26 protein-coding genes are annotated in these 24,545 nt (G+C 39.8%); 2 read left to right on the forward strand and 24 right to left on the reverse strand.

The annotated features are described in order from the left end of the window. Positions 1 to 205: 205 nt before the first annotated feature. Both potB and RGU12_RS19145 read left to right on the forward strand, forming a co-directional pair. On the forward strand, positions 206 to 1,033 hold the full coding sequence (potB, locus tag RGU12_RS19140; RefSeq protein WP_309538294.1) for a spermidine/putrescine ABC transporter permease PotB: 828 nt from the start codon (positions 206 to 208) through the stop codon (positions 1,031 to 1,033). Beyond that, positions 1,034 to 1,816 (forward strand): ABC transporter permease, encoded by a 783-nt coding sequence (locus tag RGU12_RS19145; RefSeq protein ID WP_309537448.1) that lies wholly within the window; start codon positions 1,034 to 1,036, stop codon positions 1,814 to 1,816. Positions 1,817 to 1,853: 37 nt separating this feature from the next. On the opposite strand, the gene RGU12_RS19150 is transcribed toward RGU12_RS19145, so the two are convergent. The 24 genes from RGU12_RS19150 to RGU12_RS19265 all read right to left on the reverse strand — a co-directional run bounded on the left by RGU12_RS19150 (position 1,854) and on the right by RGU12_RS19265 (position 24,043). Beyond that, positions 1,854 to 2,933, reverse strand: a complete 1,080-nt coding sequence (locus RGU12_RS19150) for an ABC transporter ATP-binding protein (RefSeq protein WP_309537449.1) — start codon at positions 2,931 to 2,933, stop codon at positions 1,854 to 1,856. Positions 2,934 to 3,059: 126 nt separating this feature from the next. Then, the gene (locus tag RGU12_RS19155; protein WP_309537450.1) at positions 3,060 to 4,127 is read right to left on the reverse strand and encodes an ABC transporter substrate-binding protein; all 1,068 of its coding nucleotides are present in this window, start codon (positions 4,125 to 4,127) and stop codon (positions 3,060 to 3,062) included. Then, on the reverse strand, positions 4,128 to 5,768 hold the full coding sequence (locus RGU12_RS19160) for an amidohydrolase (RefSeq protein WP_309537451.1): 1,641 nt from the start codon (positions 5,766 to 5,768) through the stop codon (positions 4,128 to 4,130). Positions 5,769 to 5,926: 158 nt separating this feature from the next. Then, a complete protein-coding gene (gene trxB / locus RGU12_RS19165) occupies positions 5,927 to 6,871 on the reverse strand; it encodes a thioredoxin-disulfide reductase (RefSeq protein ID WP_309537452.1) in 945 nt (314 codons plus the stop codon). 101 nt (positions 6,872 to 6,972) lie between these two features. After that, entirely contained in the window at positions 6,973 to 8,463 is a 1,491-nt protein-coding gene (locus tag RGU12_RS19170) for a tetratricopeptide repeat protein (protein WP_309537453.1), read from the reverse strand. Positions 8,464 to 8,779: 316 nt separating this feature from the next. Then, positions 8,780 to 9,403, reverse strand: coding sequence for a bifunctional phosphoribosyl-AMP cyclohydrolase/phosphoribosyl-ATP diphosphatase HisIE (gene hisIE, locus RGU12_RS19175; protein WP_309537454.1), 624 nt, complete (start codon positions 9,401 to 9,403; stop codon positions 8,780 to 8,782). Next, positions 9,400 to 10,158, reverse strand: a complete 759-nt coding sequence (hisF, locus tag RGU12_RS19180) for an imidazole glycerol phosphate synthase subunit HisF (protein ID WP_309537455.1) — start codon at positions 10,156 to 10,158, stop codon at positions 9,400 to 9,402. Before hisF ends, hisIE begins: the two co-directional genes overlap by 4 nt. After that, a complete protein-coding gene (gene hisA, locus RGU12_RS19185) occupies positions 10,155 to 10,892 on the reverse strand; it encodes a 1-(5-phosphoribosyl)-5-[(5-phosphoribosylamino)methylideneamino]imidazole-4-carboxamide isomerase (protein ID WP_309537456.1) in 738 nt (245 codons plus the stop codon). The genes hisF and hisA overlap by 4 nt, the downstream gene beginning before the upstream one ends. Beyond that, the gene (gene hisH / locus RGU12_RS19190; RefSeq protein ID WP_309537457.1) at positions 10,889 to 11,521 is read right to left on the reverse strand and encodes an imidazole glycerol phosphate synthase subunit HisH; all 633 of its coding nucleotides are present in this window, start codon (positions 11,519 to 11,521) and stop codon (positions 10,889 to 10,891) included. Before hisH ends, hisA begins: the two co-directional genes overlap by 4 nt. Further along, a complete protein-coding gene (gene hisB, locus RGU12_RS19195) occupies positions 11,522 to 12,109 on the reverse strand; it encodes an imidazoleglycerol-phosphate dehydratase HisB (RefSeq protein WP_309537458.1) in 588 nt (195 codons plus the stop codon). Positions 12,110 to 12,444: 335 nt separating this feature from the next. Further along, complete coding sequence (hisD, locus tag RGU12_RS19200) at positions 12,445 to 13,710, reverse strand: histidinol dehydrogenase (protein WP_309537459.1); 1,266 nt, start codon at positions 13,708 to 13,710, stop codon at positions 12,445 to 12,447. A gap of 20 nt (positions 13,711 to 13,730) precedes the next feature. After that, complete coding sequence (gene hisG, locus RGU12_RS19205; protein ID WP_309537460.1) at positions 13,731 to 14,360, reverse strand: ATP phosphoribosyltransferase; 630 nt, start codon at positions 14,358 to 14,360, stop codon at positions 13,731 to 13,733. Continuing rightward, positions 14,314 to 15,528: an ATP phosphoribosyltransferase regulatory subunit gene (locus RGU12_RS19210; RefSeq protein ID WP_396232410.1), complete on the reverse strand. Its 1,215-nt coding sequence runs from the start codon at positions 15,526 to 15,528 to the stop codon at positions 14,314 to 14,316. Before RGU12_RS19210 ends, hisG begins: the two co-directional genes overlap by 47 nt. A gap of 383 nt (positions 15,529 to 15,911) precedes the next feature. Beyond that, entirely contained in the window at positions 15,912 to 16,436 is a 525-nt protein-coding gene (locus RGU12_RS19215; protein ID WP_309537461.1) for an acyltransferase, read from the reverse strand. A 7-nt stretch (positions 16,437 to 16,443) separates the two neighbouring features. After that, positions 16,444 to 17,091 (reverse strand): pyrophosphatase PpaX, encoded by a 648-nt coding sequence (ppaX, locus tag RGU12_RS19220; protein WP_309537462.1) that lies wholly within the window; start codon positions 17,089 to 17,091, stop codon positions 16,444 to 16,446. Next, the gene (locus tag RGU12_RS19225; protein ID WP_309538296.1) at positions 17,081 to 18,016 is read right to left on the reverse strand and encodes a nucleoside recognition domain-containing protein; all 936 of its coding nucleotides are present in this window, start codon (positions 18,014 to 18,016) and stop codon (positions 17,081 to 17,083) included. The genes ppaX and RGU12_RS19225 overlap by 11 nt, the downstream gene beginning before the upstream one ends. 33 nt (positions 18,017 to 18,049) lie before the next feature. Next, on the reverse strand, positions 18,050 to 18,865 hold the full coding sequence (gene lgt / locus RGU12_RS19230; RefSeq protein ID WP_309537463.1) for a prolipoprotein diacylglyceryl transferase: 816 nt from the start codon (positions 18,863 to 18,865) through the stop codon (positions 18,050 to 18,052). Positions 18,866 to 18,892: 27 nt separating this feature from the next. Next, on the reverse strand, positions 18,893 to 19,828 hold the full coding sequence (hprK, locus tag RGU12_RS19235) for an HPr(Ser) kinase/phosphatase (RefSeq protein ID WP_309537464.1): 936 nt from the start codon (positions 19,826 to 19,828) through the stop codon (positions 18,893 to 18,895). A gap of 837 nt (positions 19,829 to 20,665) precedes the next feature. After that, positions 20,666 to 21,190: a GNAT family N-acetyltransferase gene (locus tag RGU12_RS19240; protein ID WP_309537465.1), complete on the reverse strand. Its 525-nt coding sequence runs from the start codon at positions 21,188 to 21,190 to the stop codon at positions 20,666 to 20,668. Positions 21,191 to 21,269: 79 nt separating this feature from the next. Continuing rightward, complete coding sequence (locus RGU12_RS19245; RefSeq protein WP_309538297.1) at positions 21,270 to 21,635, reverse strand: phage holin family protein; 366 nt, start codon at positions 21,633 to 21,635, stop codon at positions 21,270 to 21,272. Then, positions 21,636 to 21,833 (reverse strand): PspC domain-containing protein, encoded by a 198-nt coding sequence (locus tag RGU12_RS19250; RefSeq protein WP_116353367.1) that lies wholly within the window; start codon positions 21,831 to 21,833, stop codon positions 21,636 to 21,638. It abuts the gene before it with no gap. 10 nt (positions 21,834 to 21,843) lie between these two features. Continuing rightward, complete coding sequence (locus tag RGU12_RS19255; protein ID WP_309537466.1) at positions 21,844 to 22,944, reverse strand: DUF4097 family beta strand repeat-containing protein; 1,101 nt, start codon at positions 22,942 to 22,944, stop codon at positions 21,844 to 21,846. A gap of 203 nt (positions 22,945 to 23,147) precedes the next feature. Continuing rightward, the gene (locus tag RGU12_RS19260; RefSeq protein WP_309537467.1) at positions 23,148 to 23,462 is read right to left on the reverse strand and encodes a magnetosome magnetite crystal formation protein family; all 315 of its coding nucleotides are present in this window, start codon (positions 23,460 to 23,462) and stop codon (positions 23,148 to 23,150) included. 197 nt (positions 23,463 to 23,659) lie between these two features. Further along, entirely contained in the window at positions 23,660 to 24,043 is a 384-nt protein-coding gene (locus RGU12_RS19265) for a hypothetical protein (RefSeq protein WP_309537468.1), read from the reverse strand. Positions 24,044 to 24,545: the final 502 nt, after the last annotated feature.

A 24,545-nucleotide genomic window follows, 5' to 3' on the forward strand; every position in this document is an offset into this window, starting at 1 on the left:
GCATAACTACCCTTCTGTTTTTTCTTACTCATTTTTCTAGTTGCATATTTTGGAGTTGGAATGAATCTTGCATATATAAAAGGTAATCGTTTTAATGCAGGAGGGGTCAAAGATGAATAAAGAGGAGCTATCTACAAATCAACCGGTCACGTTGCTCGATAAACGACCGAAAAAGAGGAGGATAAAGAGTACCGGTCCCATTTGGATGTTATCCCCAGTCACATTCTGGATGATTGCATTTTTATTTATTCCGATTGTCCTGATTCTTGTTGTAAGTTTTATGACTAGGGGTACGTATGGTGGAATTGAATATATTTTTACATGGCAGAATTACGCCCGATTCTTTGATTCTTTATATTTGAATATATTACTCATGTCTATTTTGATGGCAACAATCACCACCGTCATTTGCATTATATTTGGATATCCCTTTGCGTATATAATTGCTCGTTCTGCTCCTAAGTATCGGACATTCTTATTGTTTCTGGTTATCATTCCTTTTTGGACGAACTCACTTATCCGTACATACGCTTGGATTATACTGCTTCGTACCGAAGGAGTAATCAATCATCTACTAATGAGTATTGGAATTATATCAGAACCACTTGCATTACTTTATAACAATGGCGCCATATTAGTCGGGCTTGTGTATACTCTATTTCCATTTATGGTACTCCCGTTATATGCTTCAATCGAAAAACTTGATAAATCCTATCTGGAGGCAGCCAGTGATCTAGGAGCAAAAGGCTGGCAAACCTTTATGAAAATTACACTTCCCCTAACGATGCCCGGTATCGTAGCCGGCTCATTACTTGTATTTATCCCAACCTTGGGACTGTTTTTCATTCCCGATCTAATGGGCGGAGCAAAAACAATGATGATTGGTAATTTGATTAAAAATCAATTCCTTACTGCAAGGGATTGGCCATTTGGAGCGGCATCATCGGTTATTTTAGTCATTTTAACTATGATTTTAATCTTCGTTTATCTACGTATTTCTAAAGGTAATAAAGATGACTTGGGGGTGATGTAAGTGAATTCGAGGTTTACAAAATGGTCGTCTATCATATATGGCGCTCTTATTTATTCTTTTTTGTATCTACCAATACTGATTTTAATACTGTTTTCATTTAATAAATCAAAACTTAACGCTGTGTGGACAGGATTTACGTTTGAATGGTATGCAAAGCTTTGGTCAAATACGGAAGTTTTAGAGGCAGCTAAAATTACAATTATCGTGGCAATTGTCTCGACGATTGCCTCAACGATTTTAGGAACCCTCGTATCTGTTGGGATGTACAAATATCATTTTAAGGGAAAATCGATGCTTGATGGAATGCTCTATATTCCCCTTGTCATGTCAGAGATTGTAATGGGGATTTCATTATTAGCCTTCTTCTCATTGGTAAAAATGCCTTTAGGTATTTGGACACTTATCATTTCTCACATTACATTTTGTATTCCATATGTTGTTGTCGTCGTAAGGGCTCGTTTGAAAGGTTTTGATCGTTCTGTGGAAGAGGCAGCCATGGATTTAGGTGCTAGTGAATGGCAAACCTTCCGACTTATTACCTTACCGATTATAGGACCCGCGATTGTAGCAAGTGCATTGCTTTCATTTACTATTTCTTTAGATGATGTAATCGTAAGCTTCTTTGTAGCTGGTCCAGGAAGTACAACACTTCCATTACAAATATTCTCGATGGTTCGGTATGGGGTAACCCCGGAAATTAACGCATTATCAACATTAATGCTTCTTGTTACACTGGGTGCTGTCATTATTGGCGAACGGTTGTTGATGAGGAAAAATGGATAGAAATTGAAAAGAGCTTGGAATGATCCAAGCTCTTTATCTATTCCTTCATTACAACCCCATGATCGACTCCCCACGTTAAATATATATCCTTATTGATGTAGTCGATTGGTTGGGAGCCTGCTGCTTGTTCATTCACAACAACTTCCTTCCCATTTTCAAGTAAAACCACCATTTTTGAAACGGATCCCACATAGATAAGTTCCTTAAATCTTCCCTTTAATGTTACAGAATTCGTTCGAGGAGATTGGTCCTTAACGATTTTAATTCGTTCTGGACGAATGGTAACAAATACTTTTTCTCCAACCCTTAGTCCTTCGTTCTTTACTTCAATTTCCTTACCACCGAAATCTAAATACGCAGAACGGTTATCCAGCCTTGAAATGTTCCCTTCAAATAGATTCGTTTCACCAATAAAATCTGCAACAAACTTGGTTTGTGGTTTTTCATAGATTTCAATCGGAGACCCTAGCTGTTCGATGAATCCATTATTCATAACGGCAATCCGGTCCGACATCGTAAGTGCCTCTTCCTGATCATGAGTAACATAAATAAATGTGATTTTAAGCTGTTGTTGAAGATGCTTCAATTCAACCTGCATTTGTTTTCGAAGCTTTAAATCTAAGGCTCCCAGGGGTTCATCTAATAAAATCACCTTTGGATTGTTAATCAAAGCTCGTGCAATCGCAATCCGTTGCTTTTGACCGCCACTTAGCTGCCCGGGAGTTCTTTTTTCGTAACCTTGTAACCGAACAAGTTCTAACATCTTTGTTACCTTTTCCTTAATAACTCCTCGATCAACGCCCTTCATTTTTAGTCCGAATGCCACATTATCAAAAATATTCATATGTGGAAAAAGGGCATAGCTTTGAAAAACTGTATTCACATTTCGTCTATTAGCAGGTATGCCTTCCACATGCTTACCATCTAAAAGAATGCTGCCTGAGGTAGGCTGTTCAAAGCCAGCAATCATACGGAGAGTCGTTGTTTTCCCACATCCACTCGGTCCTAGTAATGTTAAAAACTCTCCCTCTTGTACATTCAATGACACATTTTGGACAACCTTCGTTTCCCCGAATTGTTTGTTAATATTTTGTAGTTCGACCATGTTTACTGACATGCCATTATCTTCCCCCTTGTTAGAACCCTTTTTAGAAATTAAATGCAAAAAACATGCCAATTCGCTAGCGATTTAAGGATTTATGAAAAAATGGTAGACCCAAAGATGGAATCTACCATTTATCCACTAATTTCCTGCCTTTAATTCACTGTAAATCCGATCATATAATTGTGTTGCTTCTCCAATATCAAGCGCTTGTTGTACATTTGTAACTTGATCAAGATCTGGATACACAACTTTATTATTCTTTAAATCCTCTGGAAGCAATTTATAAGCTTCCATATTTGGATTACCGTACGGATATGTTGTAGAAATTAGTTTACTAATTTCAGGTTTTAGCAGGAAGTCTATAAACTTTTCTGCATTGTCAAGATGCGGTGCGTCCTTTGGAATAACAAAATTGTCATGGAAAACCATTAACCCTTCCTCCGGAATAATTGGAACAATAGCTGGATTTTCTTTTTGTGCATTAAATACTTCAGCTGTCCATGCCATTCCTGCTGCAACATCTCCAGCAATCATCATCGTTTTAGGTTCCGTGTTAAATGCCCTAATATTTGGACGGAGCTCTAAAAGCTTTTCTTTTGCTTCTTCTAACTCTTTTTCGTCAGTCGTATTCATCGAATATCCAAGCATTTGCAGAGCAAGCCCAATTACACCTCGTTGGTCATCTGGTAAAACGACCTTATCCTTAAGCTCTGGCCTGAATAGATCCTCATAGCCTTTTATTTCAAAATCTACGAGTTCCGTATTTTGAAATAAAACCCCCGAACCCCAAAGATAAGGGATGAAATAGTCACCCTCTTTATCAAATTCGGCAGTCGTAAACGTTGAATCTAGGTTTTTAACATTTGGGATATTTTCTTTATTTATTTTTTGAATTAAATCTTGTTTCAATAGGATATCAACGAAAAATGTTGTAGCAACAGCGATGTCATACTGTGTATTTCCCGCTTGTAATTTCGCCATCATTTCCTCGTTGCTTGAGTACGCATCGTAATTTACCTTTATTCCTGTTTCCTCTTCAAATTGTTGGATCACTTCTTGTGGTAAATATTCGGCCCAGTTGAATAAATTTAATACCTTTTCATTCGATTGCTTAGTTCCTCCTGCTTCCTCTCCGCCGCAAGCAGATAAAAATGTCAACGCTATTAAAATTAAAGAAATGCCGATGATTTTTGTTTTCTTATACATTCACATGGCCCCTTCCAGCTTTTTTGTTTGTCCTCGTGTATACACGATATTTCCATCCATTATTGTCATTTCAACCTTTGATTCTAGAATCTCGTTCACATCTACTGAAAAAAGATCTCGATCTAAGATGATTACATCAGCCTTTTTTCCAGCTTCAAGCGTTCCTAAATCATCCTCGCGGAAATTTCCATAGGCAGGAGCCTTCGTGTAAAACTTTAGTGCCTCTGCAAGGGATATTTTTTCTTGTGGATTCCACCCCTCTTCTGGTGTTCCATCTGCATTTTTTCTTGTTACAGCACGGTAAATTTCAATCATCGGATTCATATCAACGACCGGATAGTCACTACTAAAAGCAATGGATGCGCCACTCCTACTTAGGGATCCAATTGGCCAAGTATATCGCGAACGTTCTGGACCCAATCGATCAAGGTATGTATGTCCCTCTATTGATTCTGCACTCATATGCTCAGGTTGTATCGAGGCAATGACCTGGAGTTCCTCAAATCGGTCAATATCATCCGGGTGAATAACCTCAATATGCTCAATCGTATGTCTTGAGTCTCGCTTTCCATTTTGCTTTTGTGCTGCTTCATAGCAATCAAGTCCAAACCTAACTGCCCCATCACCACAAGCATGTAGTCGAATACGAAAGCCTTCCTTGTCAGCTTCCTTAATCCAACTCATATAGGTTTCTTCTTCAAACAAAATGCCACCTTTTGTTTCAGGTCGGTCTGAATACGGTTCAATTAAATAACCCGTATACGTATTTGGAACGCCGTCTATAAATTGTTTTAATCCGGAAAACTGTAATTTATCGGATTGGTAAAGTTCACGGTAGGATTTCGCCTTTGATAAGTCCCCATTGAGAGCGGATAAGAAGTGTATTCTTGTTGTTAATTTACCTTCTTTTTCATAGGTTGCATAAAAGGAAGGAGACCCCAGTTCAAAGCCTGGCAATGGAAGCATATCACTTACCGATGTAATTCCATGGAAAGCAGCCTTTTTCAAAAAAGCATCCATTAATTTTCGCTGTTTTTCCTCTGAGAATTGATAAGCTTTTTCTGCAACCAGCTTTACGGCTGTTTCATACAAAAAACCAGTGGGTTCTCCATGTTGATCTCTTTCAATCAAACCAAATGGAGGATCTTGTGTATCTTTTGTTATATTTAAAACGGTAAGAGCTTCTGAGTTTACCCATGCACTATGTGCTTCCTCATTTAACAGGAACACTGGGCGGTTAGGGATAAGTTGATCAAGCGAATGGCGGGTTGGTGTTTTTTTTCCTGGCCAACGTACATGATGCCAGCCAAATCCTAACACCCAAGGTTCATTGGGATTGTTCTCTGCATAATGATAGATTTTTTGAACAGCCTCTAATTCTGACGAGCATTCTGTAAGTGTAGTAAACTCACTAAACATACTCCCTAATACAAGATGAAGATGAAAATCATGAAAACCAGGTAAAACAAGCTTATCTTCTGCGTGGATTACTTTTGTCTGTGGCCCTATATAATCGTTTGCGTTTTCAATATCACCCACACACAGAATTCTATCGTTTTTGATGACGACTGCTCCATTTATTGGATTAGACTCATTCCCGGTAAAAATCGCATTCCCCTTAATAATGATATCTGCGTACAAGCCGCAATCCCCCCTCGAAAAATGGCAAGTGCGTAAATTTTGCACTCTCCTCCTTTAAAAGACTAAACACATCGAAAATTAATAATGCAAATACCGTGCCAAAATTGGCTATAAACACAAAAAAGCGCCATCCTTAGGGATGACGCTTTTTCTGTATATTATGCTTTTATTTTTTCCATTAATTCTTCAACATAATGCTGTGCTGCTTGGGCAGCAATGCTTCCGTCGCCTGTTGCGGTTACGATTTGGCGAAGTTGTTTTTCACGGATGTCACCTGCTGCGAAAATGCCCGGCACTTTTGTTTCCATATTTTCATTTGTTTCAATATAACCATTTTCGTTTGTGATACCTAAGCCTTCAAAAGGTTTTGAAAGTGGCAGCATTCCAACGTATACGAATACGCCATCAGCGCCAAACTCCGTTTCCTCACCCGTTTGTGTATTAACAAGAGTTAAGCTACCAACCTTGCCATCTTTTTCGTGAATTTCTTTAACTGTATGGTTCCAGATAAACTCCACTTTTGGGTTATCAAATGCACGTTGTTGAAGGATCTTTTGGGCACGTAGCTCATCACGGCGGTGAATGATTGTTACCTTAGAAGCGAAACGAGTTAAGTACACGCCTTCTTCTACTGCAGAATCTCCACCTCCTACTACAACAAGTTCTCTATTTTTAAAGAATGCACCATCACATACTGCACAATAAGAAACGCCACGGCCACCAAGTTCTTTCTCACCAGGTACTCCAATTTTCTTATACTCCGCACCAGTTGAAATGATCACAGCACGAGCTTTATATTCTTTGCTTCCTGCAATTACGGTCTTATATTCTTCACCATCGATGACTTCTTTAATATCCCCATACGCATATTCTGCACCGAATTTTTTCGCGTGCTCAAACATTTTTGTGGATAACTCAGGACCTAAAATATGATCAAAGCCTGGGTAGTTCTCAACTTCCTCTGTGTTTGCCATTTGACCACCCGGAATCCCACGCTCAAGCATTAATGTTGATAGGTTTGCACGAGATGTATAAACGGCAGCAGTCATGCCTGCTGGTCCGGCACCGATAATAATGACATCATAAATTTTTTCTTCCGTCATTTTTACGTCTCTCCTAACTTCTATAAGTAAAATTTGATATGTCGTTTAGTATCTCCTATCCCTATCCTATAAAATTCTGACAAAATCCGCTATTAATATGCTCATTGCAGGAGTTCTTTTACAAATTTTATATATTTCATGACGGTTGCCTTCGAAATCTTATACTTATCCGCAACCTGTTTTTGTGTAATTGTTCGTGACACGTGATTACGCCAAATGTATTCTGTTGCAGCAGCCCAAGCCTGCCAGTTTGAAACATTGAACTGACGCTTAACCGCCTCATCGTAAATCATTAACCAAGTTAAATACAGTTCTTCATTTGCTGTATCATCATGTTTATTTTTTGTAAATAAAGTGTCCGCAATATTGTATCCATCAACAATGTAAGATGGTATTTTTTCCGTTTTTTTCTTTTTAGCTAAAACATAATTTGCAAATTCTTGTTCAAGTGTCGCATGAAATTGAATATGCTTTAAATCCTTACGTGCCAACGACGAATTTGTTTTGCTTGCTAAAAATAAACCATATAGGCGTTCCTCAATAAAATCACCGGTCAACCAACGATCGAGGACATCACTTATTGGCTTTGTAGAGTCAGATTCCCAAGGTGCTGAACCCTTTTTACTTGGATTTTCTTCAAGCACTCGCTTCCACGCATTTTTGGCAACATCAAAATGCTCTGTGAAATAGGCTGAATAAGAAAGCCAATAATAAAAAGTTTCATCCCCTTCAAAACCGCTACGCTGCAAATTACGTAACCATTGATAAGCAAGATCATGTCTTCCGATTAACCCAAAGGTTGCACCTAGTTTATATCGGTGTTCAAACAAAATCGGATGAATAAATGATAATCGTCTCGTTAACTCTTTTACCTGTTGATTTTTACGTTGATAATATAAAAAGACAAGAGAATTGCAGAGTGCGTGCAGATTTCCAGGGTTCTTACTCAATACCTCATCAAGGATCTCGGATGCATTTTCCACATCTCCTGAATAAAAATAAGCAAGTGCCAAATTATTATAGGCTGACCAAAATTCAGGGTACTCCCGAATAATTTCCTTTAAAAGGGTCACCGCTTCGTCCAATTTCCCTGTTTCAAGGAATTCACGTGCATGTTCCTGTTTCACAATGAGCTCATCCTGATGGTTTGCGGAAACCTCATCGTCGCCTTCTTCAAGACGTAATAGGTCAAGCAAATCCTCGGCGTCTTCAGCAAAATCCCCATCAGGTTCACGCTCTAAATACCAATCTGCATGTTTTGCAGCCTCTTGGAACAAGCCTAAATGTGCATAATTGTTAGCCATAAAATAAAAACACTCAGGCATGTCGAATTTTGGCTCATCTATTATTTTAGTAAGATATTGATTTGATACGACATAGTCGCCGATTTCAGTCAGTGCAACCGATAGTTGGCATAAAAACATCGGCTCATTCGGCTCGAGCTCAATCGCTCGCTTAAAATGTTTGATCGATTTATATATATCATGCTGGCGGTACGCCTTTAGTCCTTTTTTAAAATAATATTCTCCCGTCTGGATAAACGGAATGATCTTTGATGCATGTTGTCTTTCTTTTACGTTTTGTTTTTCCATCAGGGTCCTCCAAAAAATAAATCCGAATAAAATTATTTCCCAAGGTAGTATAACATATAAAGGCAATTGGAACATAGAGGTGCTTGGCTAAAAACGAAAACTTTGCCATGGTATTTTGTGGACAATGTGAATTATGTGGACAATCACTCCCCTTTATGTGAATAATCTGACGTATTTACTGGATTAAAGTAAGATATGCACTAAAACTCGAGTTGAATTGTGGATAATGGGGATAGTGGGGGTAAGTTATTTGCATGCTAGTAAAATAAAGGATTGAAAAAAGGTACTTATTGTGGATAAGTACCCTGTGAAATCTTCATCTTCTTTTTTGTAAAACAGACAATACGTCATCAAGTGGAAGCTTTTGTTCACGAAGTAAGACAAGCAAGTGATAAATGAGGTCTGCCGCTTCCCATTTTAACTCTTCGTGGCTGCGATTCTTGGCTGCAATGATCACCTCGGAAGCTTCTTCTCCTACTTTTTTCAGAATCTTATCGACCCCTTGATCAAATAGGTATGTCGTATACGCTCCCTCTGGCATTTCTGCTTCGCGCTCTGCAATTACTTTTTCAAGTTCATTGAGGATGGCAAAGCGGTCAGAGGTCACTTCTGTTGCTGCTTCTCCCAGTAAAGAGTCATTAAAGCATGTATAGTTACCAGTGTGGCATGCAGGTCCTGCTGGTTCAACTAAAACTAGAATAGCATCCTTGTCACAATCATATTTCAGATCGACAATCTTTTGGGTATTTCCAGAGGTTGCTCCTTTGTGCCAAAGCTCCTGACGTGAACGGCTATAAAACCATGTTTCTCGTGTTTCAATGGATTTACGTAGTGATTCTTCATTCATATATGCAAGTGTTAAAACCTCTTTGCTTACAGCATCCTGAACAATGGCAGGAGCAAGTCCCTTTTCATCGAATTTAATGTCTGGTGTGTTCATCGGACATTGACCCCTTTCTCTTTTAAAACTTGTTTAACCTCTTTTACAGATGTTTCTTTGTAGTGAAAAATACTCGCTGCAAGCGCTGCATCTGCCTTACCTTCAGTGAAGGCATCCACAAAATGCCCAGCATTTCCAGCACCCCCTGAAGCGATGACAGGAACGGAAACAGCTTCACTGACTCGTCTAGTTAATTCTAGATTGAAGCCATCCTTGCTTCCATCATCGTCCATGCTCGTTAATAAGATCTCACCAGCACCACGCTTTACTACTTCCTGTGCCCAAGCAACAATCTCCCATTCGGTTGCGTTACGACCACCATGTGTATATACGCGCCAGCTACCAAGTCCCTCATCATATTTCGCATCGATCGCCACAACAATACATTGTGAGCCGAAGAAATCTGCTCCTTCTTTAATGAGGTCTGGCTTTGTCACAGCTGCTGTATTCAGTGAAACCTTGTCAGCGCCAGCACGAAGGATTTTTTTCATATCCTCTAAGGAATTGATTCCTCCTCCTACTGTAAAAGGAATTGCAAGCTCTGCAGCAACTTTTTCAACAACCTCAACCATCGTTTTTCGACCCTCATGAGAAGCTGAAATATCTAAAAAAACCAATTCATCTGCACCTTCAGAATCGTAAAACTTTGCGAGTTCAACAGGATCACCTGCATCACGAAGCCCAACAAATTGAATTCCTTTTACAACACGGCCGTCCTTTACATCTAGGCATGGAATGATTCGTTTCGTAATCATGAACCTTTCACCTCTTCTAACGCCTCTTGGACAGTAAATTGGTTGGTGTAAATCGCTTTTCCGACAATTGCTCCAGAAACACCTTGCTCCGCTAACTTGCTGAGTGCTTTAAGATCATCGATTGAGCTAACCCCACCTGAAGCAATGACTTTTTTACCTGTTGCAGTCGCAAGTGTTGCAACCGCATCGATGTTAGGTCCACTGAGCATGCCATCGGTTGCGATATCGGTAAAAATAAACACTTCGGCCCCCGCATTCGCAAGCTCGATACCTAAATCAGTCGCTTTTACGGAAGAAGTGTTTAGCCATCCTTCCGTTGCAATATAACCGTCCTTTGCATCAATCCCGATTGCAATTTTTTCTTTATATTTTTTAAGCATTTCCTTTACGAAATCAGGATTAGAAATGGCAGCACTTCCTAAAATGACACGGTCAACGCCATTTTCAATATAATAGGCAACATCTTCTTCTGTTCGAATGCCACCCCCGATTTGAACCTTTGCCTCAAGTTTATTTGCAACTTCAAGCACATATTGGTCATTCACGCGCTTTCCGGCTTTTGCTCCATCTAAGTCCACCATATGAATCCACTTTGCGCCAGCATCAGCAAAAGCCTTTGCCATATCAAAAGGAGAATCACCATACACGGTTTCCTTATTATAATCCCCTTGAAGCAAGCGAACGCATTTCCCTCCACGCATATCGATTGCAGGGTAAATTGTAAATGTACTCATATTGACACCTTCTTTTCCACGATTGCAGCATAGTTTTGGAGAATTTTCAAACCTAACTCGCTGCTTTTTTCCGGATGAAACTGGGTCCCAAACACATTTCCTTTCCCGACAACAGCTGGAACCTCCACATCATAGATACTACTTGCGATCACATTTTCATTGTCAGTTATCGCATAATAGGAGTGAACAAAATAGACATGTCCACCCTCGATATTCTGTAAAAGTGGAGAAGGATTTACTAGGTTAAGGTTATTCCAGCCCATATGTGGCACCTTGTAGGATTCTCCACTTGTTGTTACTCCAGGAAATTTGGTAATTCTTCCTGATAAAAGGCCAAGACCTTGGGTGAGTCCATTTTCTTCGCTTTCTTCAAATAATAGCTGCATCCCTAAACAAATTCCTAGGATTGGTGTCCGTTTTGCTACAGATTCTTTTATAAAGCTCACTAACCCTTTTTCATGTAAAATTCCCATTGCATCCTTGAAGGAACCCACACCTGGTAAAATCAAGCCTTCAGCTTTGCTGAGCTCATCAGGTGAACTTGAAATGAAGTATTCGTGGTTCATCCGTTCAAGCGCCTTAGAAACGCTGTATAGATTCCCCATGCCGTAATCAATTATGCCGATCATTTACAACATCCCTTTCGTTGATGGGACCCCCTTAACTCGTGGGTCAACTATAGTTGCTTCATCTAATGCACGACCTAATGCTTTAAAAATCGCCTCGATCATGTGATGTGTATTGTGACCATAGTGAACAATAACATGGAGATTAATCCTTGCTTCTAATGCAAGCTTCCATAAAAACTCATGTACGAGCTCTGTATCAAATGTTCCTACTCGAGAACTTGGGAAATCCGCTTTTAATTCAAAGTGTGGTCGATTTCCAAGGTCAATGACAACCTGTGCGAGTGCTTCATCCATTGGCACAAAAGCATTTCCGTAGCGCTTGATTCCTTTTTTATCACCTAGCGCTTCGCGTAATGCCTGTCCTAAACAAATTCCAATGTCCTCTGTTGTGTGGTGATCATCAATTTCAGTGTCACCCTTTGCATCAACTGTCAGGTTAAAATGCCCGTGCTTTGTAAAAAGGTCGAGCATATGAGACATAAACGGAACACCCGTATCTAGCGTTGAGATTCCTTCCCCATCTACTGTAAAATCTAGTTTTATATCTGTTTCATTTGTTTTACGTTTAACTTTTGCTTGTCTTGTCATGATTACACCTACCGTTATCCACAATTTTAAAATCCTTAATGAATGCTTGGTATTACTCACTTTGGTGGAATATTACCCACAGAATCCACAGATAAATACTCAATTTTGTGAATTATTTAAATAAATGTTCAAAAGGTGGATGAAAAGGACCAAGAAGTTCAAGGCGGCGCTGCTTTGAGTACCGGAACGTATGTAGTTAATACGTGAGGAACGAAAAAGCAAGCCAACGCGCTTCCACAGGATGTGGTGACTTCGACGTTCGACACAGGACGTGTCGGCATTTAGTCGAAGCTCCTCTATTCGCAGTGTCATTTTCACCGGACTTTTGAAACTTCCTATTTTAATCGTTCCTCAACTGCTCTTGCGTGTGCTTCCAACCCTTCAAGTCTTGCGAAAGCCGCAATCTTTGGACCGTTATCTATGATTGCTTGTTTGCTGTATGAAATGATGCTAGATTTTTTCGTAAAATCATCCACACTTAATGGACTTGAAAAACGTGCTGTTCCGTTTGTTGGAAGAACGTGGTTGGGACCAGCGAAATAGTCGCCAACAGGCTCTGAACTATAACGACCGATAAATATTGCACCAGCGTGCTTGATTTTTCCGACCTGCTCCATAGGTTCCTTTGTCATGATTTCTAGATGCTCAGGTGCAAGCTCATTTACAACCTGAATTGCTTCATCTACATCATTTGTGACATAAATCGCCCCGAAGTCATTGATGGAAGCTCTTGCGATCGCCTCACGAGGTAGGAGCGATAATTGTCTTTCAACTTCTTCAGCAGTTGCTTCGGCAAGCTCCATTGATGGTGTTACAAGAATACTTGATGCCCGCTCATCGTGCTCAGCTTGGGATAAAAGGTCAGCTGCTACTTCGTTTGGAAGTGCTGTTTCGTCTGCCAACACGACGATTTCGCTTGGTCCTGCGATCATGTCGATATCCACATTTCCATAAACCTCACGCTTTGCTAACGCAACAAATATATTTCCAGGTCCGACAATTTTATCAACAGGCTTGATCGTTTCAGTTCCAAATGCCAAGGCGCCAACTGCCTGGGCACCGCCAACCTTGTAGATTTCTTTAACACCCAGAATATCAGCTGCAACAAGTACTCCTGCAGGAATTGTTCCGTCCTTTCCTGGTGGGGATACCATCACGATTCGCTCGACACCAGCAACCTGTGCTGGGATGACATTCATGAGGACGGATGATGGATAGGCTGCTTTCCCACCTGGTACATATACACCTACTGCATCAAGTGGGGTAATTTTTTGACCAAGGATCGTACCATTATCCTTCATCGTCATCCATGATTGCCTGGTTTGTCGACTATGGTAATCTCGTATATTTTCCGCGGCTTCTTTAATGATTTGCACCATATCCCCGTCTAATTTGTGATAAGCGTCTTTGATATCTGAATCCGTGACTTTAAACTCACGTAGTAAAACCCCATCAAATTTTTCCGTATAAGATTGAAGAGCGTTGTCCCCTTCTTTTTGTACTTCATCAAGTATTTCTAACACTGCTTTTCTCTGATCCTCAGTCCCACTATCAATTGTCCGCTTCAGTGAAACAGTGTTGGTTACACGTTCTATTCGCATGCTGTGTCGGTCCTTTCTAACTATTGAGATACGACTTTGGATAATCTCTCTACAATATCGTCGATTTGCTGATCCCTTAAGCGATAGCTCACTGGATTCACGATTAGACGTGAAGTGATGTCCGCTATGTGCTCAAGCTCAACCAATCCATTTTCCTTTAAGGTGCGTCCTGTTGATACAATATCCACAATTCGGTCGGCCAATCCGATTAAAGGAGCGAGTTCAATGGAACCGTTCAATTTAATGATTTCCACCTGTTCCCCATTTTCACGAAAATAACTAGATGCGACGTTTGGATATTTCGTAGCAATTTTAGGTGCAACACCTTTCACCTTCACATCAGGTAACCCTGCAACCGCGAGATAGCATTTGCTAATTTGTAAATCAAGCACTTCATATACGTCGCGCTCTTCCTCAAGCATAACGTCCTTCCCGGCAATTCCAAGGTCTGCAACGCCATGCTCCACATACGTGGTGACATCCATTGGCTTTGCAAGCATGAATCGAAATGGCTCGTCTGGCACGTCGATTATTAATTTTCGGGAATCCTCAAATTCAGGAGGAAGCTTGTATCCTGCTTTTTGTAAAAGTTGTGCCGCTTCTTCAAAAATTCGTCCTTTCGGCATCGCTATCGTTAGTTTGTCGTTCATTTACTCTTCCTCCTTCTTTTGTCGTTCCTAAGAAAAAGGTATTTTTCGCAAATGCGCTTGTGCACGCATCCACTTCCTTGATTCCAGCGATATCTTGAAGGATGACGCGCTCACCCTGTTCTCTTTTATTCATCGCAAAGCGAATTGCTTCGTCTCGTTGTTCTGCACTAAATATCACACAATGAATTTCGGGCTCATCCTGTGGTAGATCAAGTGCTTCCAGAAGTCGATCAATCCGAATTCCAAATCCTGTCGCCGGTGCTGGACGATCAAATTTTTCAAATAAATGATCATAGCGACCGCCGTTACCAACTAAAAAGCCAACATTCTCCGCGTAAATTTCGAAAAGGATTCCTGTATAGTAGCTCATATGACTGACAAGATTAAAATCAATTTTAATATGCTCTGTCACACCGAATGCCTCTAACTTTTTCCATAGCATTTCAAGTTCTTCTGCTGCCTTTTTTCCTTCTGCACATTCGACTAATTCTTTCGCTTTAGTAATTTTTGCGTCATTTCCTCGTAATTGTAAAAGGGATAACAAACGTTGTTTATCAATAGAAGAAAGGGGCAAGCTTTTCACATGCTCTCTGTAGCCAACATAATTTTTCTCATATAAATAGCGTTGAAGAACATCAGCTCTTGCTTCGTTTCCGACAATCTCCTTGAACAATGATTTTACATAGCCAATATGGCCAATTGGGACGGTAAAATTGGTAAGTCCCGCTTGCTTAAGTGCCGCAATCATAAGGGAAATAACCTCTGCATCAGCACTGGTTGTCGTATCACCGATATACTCAACCCCGATTTGTTCGAATTCTGCAGGTCTCCCACCTTCGTGCTGTTGGGCTCGGAACACGTTTGCTGAGTATGCGATACGTAATGGGTATTCTCCTTTATATAATCGGGACGCTGCGACTCTGGCAATTGGCGCCGTCATATCAGGTCGAAGGACAAGTGTATGTCCCTGTGAATCCAATAATTTAAATAGTTGACGGTCAAGGATCGCTGATGCCTCACCGATTGTTTCATAATATTCAAGTGTTGGAGTTTCAATAAATTGATAGCCCCAGCTTTCAATTTGGGACGACATGGCATTTCGAATTTTCTTTTTCGCTTCATATAAAGCTGGCAATGTATCTCTCATCCCTAGGGGTTTTTCAAACATAAACACGATTTTCGTCACCACCAAAGTTTGTATTTACTTATGTTTCCATATATTTCACTAAATAATTTTTACTTTAGTTCGCTAATATACTACCAAGATAAAGTATATATTACACCTATCCCTACCAAACGTCAACGAAAAAGTCAGAATTTAGTTGATTCGGTTTTTGGGGTTGTTGTGGACTGTGGATAAAGTGGACTTGTGGATATTGTGGGTATTGTTGGGTCTGTGGATTGTGTGTATATTGTTGATAAGTGGGTTGGAAATTTGTAAGCAAGAGAGGAAGAAAGGAGACAGATGTTGGAAAAAGAGATTTGAGGAAAGGGGAGTGAGGAATGAGAGACTAGGTGTGGGTGAAGCAAAAAAAAGGAACCAAACCATTATCAATGGTCTGATTCCCTTTGTTCACGCTGTTCCCGTTGTTCTTTTGTGTATATCACCTGCATCGGATTTCCCCCGACAAAGCTTCCGGCTGGAACGTCTCTGTGGACTAAAGTGCCTGCCGACACAATTGCCCCGTCTCCAATTTCCACGCCTGGTAAGATTGTTGAGTTGGCTCCAATCATCACTTCGCAGCCAATTTTAACTTCACCAAGCCTGTATTCTTTAATCAAGTATTCGTGGGCTAAGATCGTTGTATTAAAACCAATAACCGTATTGCTTCCGACACTGATTTTCTCCGGGAACATAATATCTGGCACTACCATGAGTGCAAATGCCGTTTTTTCGCCAACCTTCATTTTTAAAAAGGTGCGATATAACCAATTTTTCACGCCTAAAAACGGTGTGTATCGTGCTATCTGTATGATAATAAAGTTTTTGACAACCTTCCAAAAAGATACGGTTTTATAGATTTGCCAAAGCGAATTGGGACCTGAAACATAATAGCGCGTGGTTCGTCGTTTCACTATTTTCTCATCCTTTTACCGAAACAATATCCAACAGATCACTCATATTCTCAAGCATAAAATCAGGTTTATATTCTAATAAGAAGTCTTTTCCTTTATGAGACCAAGCGACTCCAGCAGTCTTTGTTCCTGCATTTTGACCAGCTACGATATCCTGATAATTGTCACCAATCATGATTGCTTCTTCAGGTGTTGATCCCAACTGTTTTAATGCCAGCAGTACTGGTTCTGGGTCTGGTTTTGGATTTTTAACATCATCCAATGTCACCACTACATCAAAGAATTGATCAAGCTTTGTTAGGTTTAATCCCATATTAACTGTATTTCTTATCTTTGTCGTAACGACACCAATTTTATAACCTTGTTCCTTCAAGGTTTTGATGGTGTCGAACACTCCAGGAAACTCAGTTACCAGTTCATCATGCTTTTCATGATTAAATTTACGATATTCCGCAATCATTTCTTCAGCCCGCTCCGGGTCCACTGAAGAAAATGACTCATGCAAGGTTGGACCATTGAACGGCAGGATCTCCTCACGGGTAAATTGACGATCCGGAAAGTATGTTTCAAAAGTGTGTAAAAAAGATTGTAAAATCAGTTCGTTTGTATCAATTAACGTTCCATCTAAATCAAATAAAAGTGTATTAATTGCCATAAATAATTTCCTTTCTATTATTCTGCACGACACGTTTCCAGATAAAAGCGACGACCATTGTTAAAATCGTTGCTGTAATGAGACGGATTAACAATAACGGTAAAACCGGAATTCCGAGTGGGACAAAGATAAGCGTATCCTCAACAACTGCGTGGCATGACACCAAGAAAATAAACGCCAATGTTAAATCCTTCTTATCTACATTATCCTCTTTTACCGCCTGAATCATTACACCCGCTCCGAAAGCTAAGCCGAACAAAATACCTGATGCCAAGGTTGTTGATGTATTTTCCTTCATACCCAGTGCTTTTGTGACTGGTTTCATCCATCTGGAGAACACATCTAACCATTTTAATTCTTTTAATATTTGAATCACAACCATAAGTGGAATGACAATGATGGCTAATTGTAGAATCCCAAATGATGCTTTTTCAATCCCATTTAAAAGGATACTGCCCCAGCCTGAGATTTGTTCTTCTGTACCTGACACAAGTCCATATTTTGCTAGTTCACTACCGCCATTCCAAACTAGATTAATAACAAAGGCAGAGATAAACGCAAGACCAAGTCTCACGAGTACAATGATCCAAATCTTCATTCCTACTTTTGCAGCAACAGTTGATTCGATAATCATATTATGTGAGAATGATAGCATGACCGCTAGTATAAACACTTCTTTTACGGTCAAATCAAGTGTTAAAATCGCACCGATTCCTGCATAAAGGTTCAAAAAATTTCCTAATACAAGCGGAATTGCCGTATCACCTGATAAACCAAACCAGCCCATAATAGGTGCAATCCACGTAATCACCCAATCTAGCACTGGTGTATGCTGAAGCAAGGTAACGAGAAGGGTAACAGGAAAAATTACTTTCCCCAATGTCCAAGTAGTTTTTAATCCTACTATGAAGCCTCTCTTCATCATGTCTAGCAAGTTTTCCCTCTCCCTTTTAATGAATTAGTTCTCTAAATAACGTTCGTTTGAATACTCTTTTTTTCTGCGATAAACAAGTATCACTAAAGCTCCGATAATGGATACAACGGAAACCAACTGAGCTACTCGAATATCTCCGAGCATTAAGCTGTCTGTACGCAGCCCTTCAACGAAAAGACGACCAATAGAATACCAGATGACATACGTGAGGAACATTTCCCCGCGTCTTAAATTGACTTTTCGAAGCATAAGCAATATAACAAAACCAACTAAACTCCAAATGGACTCATATAAAAAGGTAGGGTGATAATACACGCCTTCAATATACATTTGGTCCATAATAAAGTCAGGCAGTACATTATAAAAGGTTTGGATGTTTTCTTCTGCAATCGGTCCACCATGTGCTTCTTGGTTCATAAAGTTTCCCCAACGACCAATCGCTTGACCCAAAATAATACTTGGAGCCGCAATGTCAGCGATTTTCCAGAACGACAACCCCTTTACTCTCGCGAACACAATCGCTGTCACAACAGAACCGATCAAGGCACCGTGAATCGCAATACCACCTTCCCAAATTGCAATGATTTTGGAAGGATTTTGTGAATAATAATCCCATTTAAAAATAACATAATAAATTCTTGCACAGATGATGGCAATTGGAACTGCAAACAACATAAGGTCCATAAATGTGTCCTTATGCATGCCTCTGCGTTCTGATTCCTTGATGGCCAGATAGAGGGCAAGCATGGTTCCTAACCCGATAATAAGTCCATACCATTGAATCCGTAGTGCGCCCAGTTCTAAAAATGTTGGGTCTAACGGTTGTATATTTCGATCCACTTTCTCCACTCCTTATTTCAACTTTTGTTACATGTCGTCATGTTCCCCATATTCAATCGCGCTTGAGAGACGATTTGTAAAATCCTCTGCTGCGTTTAAGCCCATTCGTTTTAGACGATAATTCATTGCTGCCACCTCGATAATAACAGCTAGGTTTCGCCCTGGTCGAACCGGGATGGTGTATTTTGTTAATTCCGTATCAATGATTTTCATTTTTTCTTCTTCAAGCCCAAGTCGATCATATTGTTTCGTTTGATCCCAGAGCTCAAGGTTGACGACTAACGTAATTCGTTTGAAATTACGGATGGCTCCTGCACCAAATAGGGTCATCACGTTGATAATCCCTAGACCACGGATTTCAAGAAGATGCTCGATTAATTCCGGTGCACTCCCAATAAGTGTATCATCATCTTCCTGACGAATTTCTACACAGTCATCCGCAACAAGACGGTGCCCACGTTTCACGAGTTCCAACGCCGTTTCACTTTTACCAACACCGCTTTTACCGATGATTAGAACACCAACTCCGTATATGTCGACAAGAACACCATGTACCGCAGTTGTTGGTGCAAGCTTGCTTTCTAAGAAGTTCGTAATCCTACTTGATAGTCTTGTCGTTTTTTTAGACGACTTAATGACCGGAACAGATTCACGCTCGGAAGCCTCAATTAACTCTGGAGGCACCTCCATATCACGCGAGATAATGATCGCAGGAGTTATATCTGTACAAAGCTTCTCCATTCGATACATTTTTTCGTCATGTGATAATTTATCAAAAAAAGTGAGCTCCGTTTTTCCTAATAGCTGAATCCTCTCTGCTGGATAATAATCAAAAAATCCAGCAAGCTCGATCCCTGGTCTTGAAATATCACTTGTGGTGATTGGACGATTGATACCCTCTTCCCCACTTACCAATTCTAACTTAAACTTCTCAATTAAATCCTTCGTGCTAACTTTTGGCACATCCGTACCTCCTCGATTGTGATTCGTGTAGATTTATGTTTGATTTGATTTCTGCATCTTTTAAAGGGCCCTGGTAATTCTGGTGATTAGGGCTTGTTTAATACCAAAGTTAAACTCATTCTCCATTTTAGCATTTTTCCGTGTAACGCCAAAACTTTTCTGATTAAAATTGGTGAAGAATGTTAGGGAGTTGGTTTTTGATGTGGGGATTGAGTGGAATTGTAGACAAATTCGGTCATTTGCTAGTCTAATTTGTCCTCGATTAAGATTGTCAAAGACATTTTGGTTTAATACACTGGGTGATTTGTCATAGAGCGGAGGCCTCGGAGACAGATTGACTGAAAAACTCGTTCGATTTGTCCTCGAGAGGTGGTCTCAGAGACAAATTGATTAAAAAACTTGTTAGTTTTGTCCTCGAGAGGTGGTCTCAGAGACAAATTGATTGAAAAATTCGTTAGATTTGTCCTCGAGAGGTGGTCTCATGACAAATTGACTGAAAAACTCGTTCGATTTGTCCTCGAGAGGTGGTCTCAGAGACAAATCGATTGAAAACTCGTTCGATTTGTCCTCGAGAGGTGTCTCATGACAAATTGATTAAAAAACTCGTTCGATTTGTCCTCGAGAGGTGGTCTCAGAGACAAATTGATTGAAAAACTTATTAGATTTGTCCTCGAGAGGTGGCATCAGAGACAAATTAATTGAAAAACTTGTTGGATTTGTCCTCGAGAGGTGGTCTCAGAGACAAATTGATTGAAAAATTCGTTCGATTTGTCCCCGAGAGGTGGTCTCGGAGACTGTTTATTTATAAGACCTTTGTAGAAATGTCTTTGAGTAACTTCATTTTAACAACGAGTAAACATTCGTATCATGCGGGACGCCGTTTTGGTACATATAGTTTCTTAAGACTCCCTCTTTTTCAAAACCGAGTTTTGCTAATAAATCATTTGATGCTTTATTCTCGAGAAACACAACTGCCCCAATGCGTGTTAATCGAAGTTCGTTAAAACCATATTCTATCACTTTTGAAGCCGACTCAGACACATATCCTTGTCGCCAGTATTGAGGATGAAGCTCATAGCCTATCTCTGCGCGCTTATGCTTAGGTGACCAGGCATTAAAGCCAATTGTACCGATGAGCCCCTCTCTTTCCTTTAATTCAATTCCCCATCTAATTCCACGCTTTTCTTTATAACTGTTTGCAAAGAATTCAACAAACTGCTCCGCTTGTTTTAATTCAGTTATAGGCTCCTGTCCGTAATAGCGTGTTACATCATGGTTTGAGAAGCAGTCAAAAATTCCTTGAGCATCACTATGTACAATTTCTCTTAATCTAAGTCTTTCGGTTTCTAGTTTTGGAAACATGGCTAGGCTCCTTAACGTTTTTTACTATTATTCAATAAAAAACAGCGTTATTCCTTCTGGACAACGCTGTTGTGAGAAATTATTTCTTTTTCTCCTGAAGCGGTTCTACGATTACTTTTTGAATCAGTAGGTTTAGAATAGAAATGATGACTGCTGCTAGTACCGCTGTTCCAAAGCCTTCGATGACGAAGGAGTCTCCCATTATGGACTGTGTCAACATTAAGGTAATAGCATTGATGACGAATAAAAATAAACCTAATGATAGAACCGTGACAGGTAAGGTTAAGAGTATGAGTATTGGTTTGACGATTACATTTAAAATCGACAGGATGATGCTTGCCGTGATTGCTGCGCCGACACCCTCAAGGTGAAAGGTATCGACGTAGCCTGCGACAACCATGAGTACGACGCTGTTGACAATTATGCTAGCAAGCCATTTCATTATCTATAAGACATCTCCTTCATTCGGTACAATAAAAATCCAAACGAGATAAATGAGACCAAGAGATCCCACACCTAATATAAACCCAACTACCGCAAGAATACGTAATAGGGACGCATCGATTCCCGTGTAATCAGCTAGACCTCCGAGCACCCCTCCTAGCATTCTATTTCGGGTAGAGCGGTATAATTTCTTTTTCATAATTAACACCTCAAAGTGGTTTTATAGTTATCGAGCCTGTTTTCGTTTCGGCAAATAGATGAAGCTTTTGCGCTTTTTCTTCATTCGCCTTAAAGCGAAGCGACTTCTGAACAACCTCATTTTTTTCCTCAATGATTGACATCATAGGAAGCTCTGACTTAAAGTTCCCAAGATTCGATTTTAATTCTCCATCAACGTGGTATTCATTTGCAATAAACATATCAATGCCGCCCGTTGTCGTTTTTACAAATGCAGTGTGGCAGACATCTCCTTGAAGATCACACGTAATATTTCCGTTAAAGCTTTGGAGGTCTACTTTTTCAAAAAGACCTGTTGCTGTTACTGTACCATTAATTGTTTCAGCTTCAAAGTCCTTGCTTGTAATTTGATTCGCTTTAATGTGACCATTTGCAGTTTCTACTTCTACTGAATCAGTATCGAAATTTGTGATGGTAATGGCACCATTTGCTGTCTTTGCACGGAATTCCTTTACTCGTAAATTTTCCCCTGTAATCGGTCCGTTAAACATGCGAGCCTTTATACTTTCATAGTTTTCCTGTGGAACATAGATTTTCGCATGAACCTTCATTTGCTTTTTCTGAATCGATAAACGAAGCGCACCATTTTCAATTGAGAAAAGGACATCCTCTAAAAATGCTTTTCGCGCTCTTTCCTGGTTTTCAATGTTGTATACTTTTGCTTCACATTCAACGCGAACATCCCGCTCTTCCCATGGAATAATGGTGATACTTCCGTTTGAAACATCTAGGTCAAGCTTCGTGATGTATACGTCCTTATGCTGAAAAATATGTTTCACGTCTACTGCGGTACCAAAATTAAAATCGAGGTCAAGGTCCTTGATTTTTTTTAGTGCAGTGTCGATAAAGTCCATAAATTTGTGTTTTGCTGAACCTTTATTTTCATACGTGTTCTGGTGTTGCTTTTGGGATTGCTCGTACTGAACCTGAGTTGAAAGCTCCGTCTTGATTTCTTGAGCTGGGTCCCCAGTTTCTTCACCCGTATGAAGTTTTTCAATCAGAATGATTGCTTCCTCTGCTGTAAGTTTTCCTTCTTCGACAAGCTTTAAAATACGTTTTTGTTCCTCTTTCATCAGTAAACTCCTCCTATCAAATGCGCCTTGGCGTATTTGCGCCCGATTTTTTTCGAGCGAGCTCGAAAAATTTCATTTTAAAAATCGAGGCATCCGCCGGAGGCTTTAACTTTATTCAGTCGAGGTTTGAACCCCAACTGAAATTAGATACGTTTTTTGCATTAATCCAAATTAATAAAGTAGTGGACTTCCGCTGAATAAAGTTAAAATTCTTCGTGAGCTAATACTTGAATTCCCTTTACGATGTTCCAAATCACAATCCCAATGTTAATGATAGCTAACAGAATGAAAATCAGCACCATGGCTGCTGCAAATGCCTCCACTGACCACATAAAGAAAAATGGTATAATGACAAAAACGACTGTAGCTGCTGGAATAATATGTGAAATCAATGCATGGAGGGCATGCTTTTTAACTGCTGGATTTTGAACTAGAATATAAACTATGATTGGTAAAATAAACCCTGCAAAGAAAATACTGAAGTAACACAACGCTGCTATTAATTTATCCGTATTCACTCAACATCTCCCCTTTACACCTCTATATACGAAACCTACACAATAATGGTTTCAACATTTTACAAAAATACGCCTCGAGGCTTAGGGACCACAGGGACGCTTCTCGTGGTCCCTTGGTTATACTTCTTAATAGAGTGATCAGGTTAGGGAAAACATCCCTACTTTCCCAAAAAAATCTAGAGGTCACCCCGCTGGATTCATTGCTTTGGCTTGCTTTCTAACAACCCTTTAAAGTTTTCTCGGTAGTGCCACGTTAAGATGGCTTCAAAAATGGTTATCACGATAGCTAATAATAGCAACTCTGAATCTACAAAAATATGAAACGCTAATATATTGACGATTAATCCTGCTAAAACAACTAAAGCCAATGGTACAAACCTACGAATAATTAGTAAGATACCGGCAATAATTTCGACACCCTTTTCCATGGCCAATAAATAGCCATCACCCAAAAATTCCATAGCGGCTGGACTTGTTGGAGCAAACGGTTCAAATCCAAATAAGACAACATAACCATTTAATCCAGCTCCTAAAAAGATGAGTCCTAAAAAAACCTCAATAACTCGAATCGTCATTTTCATTTTTGAGCTCCTTTTGGGACCAGAGGGACGGTTCCTATGGTCCCTTACGTTAATTTCGTGAATATTCTGTACTTTAGAGCCGAGAGAACCGTCCCCTTGGCGCTCATGGTACTCCTTTCTTCACCTTGCTTTTGATACTACTTTGTGGCTTATGCCGGTAAGTCTTGCCTATTTGTCTAGTTGATAGTCCCTCTGATTTTAGGTTTTTAATATGTATTTCTCGTGTGGCTGGATTTGTTATTTTTTGAAGGTCTAAGCAGTGGTCTATATTGCAGATATTCCTGATGATTTCAGTCGCTTTATTGCTGTGAGTTTTTGTTTGTCGTTGATTTCGAGGTGATTTTCTTGAGATTCTTGCATATGAAACGTTTTAAAATGGGTTAACACTATATTTTTATCTGTATGTAGCAAATTCAAAATAAAGTCCTTTTCTGTTATTCTAGATGGGAGAAGAGTTCTCTAATCAAAATAAAAACCGAGGCTCTTATACCTCGGTCTGGAT

It is taken from the genome of Ferdinandcohnia sp. QZ13 (assembly GCF_031324165.1).
In the GTDB taxonomy this organism is placed as follows: Bacteria; Bacillota; Bacilli; order Bacillales; family Bacillaceae_L; genus Ferdinandcohnia.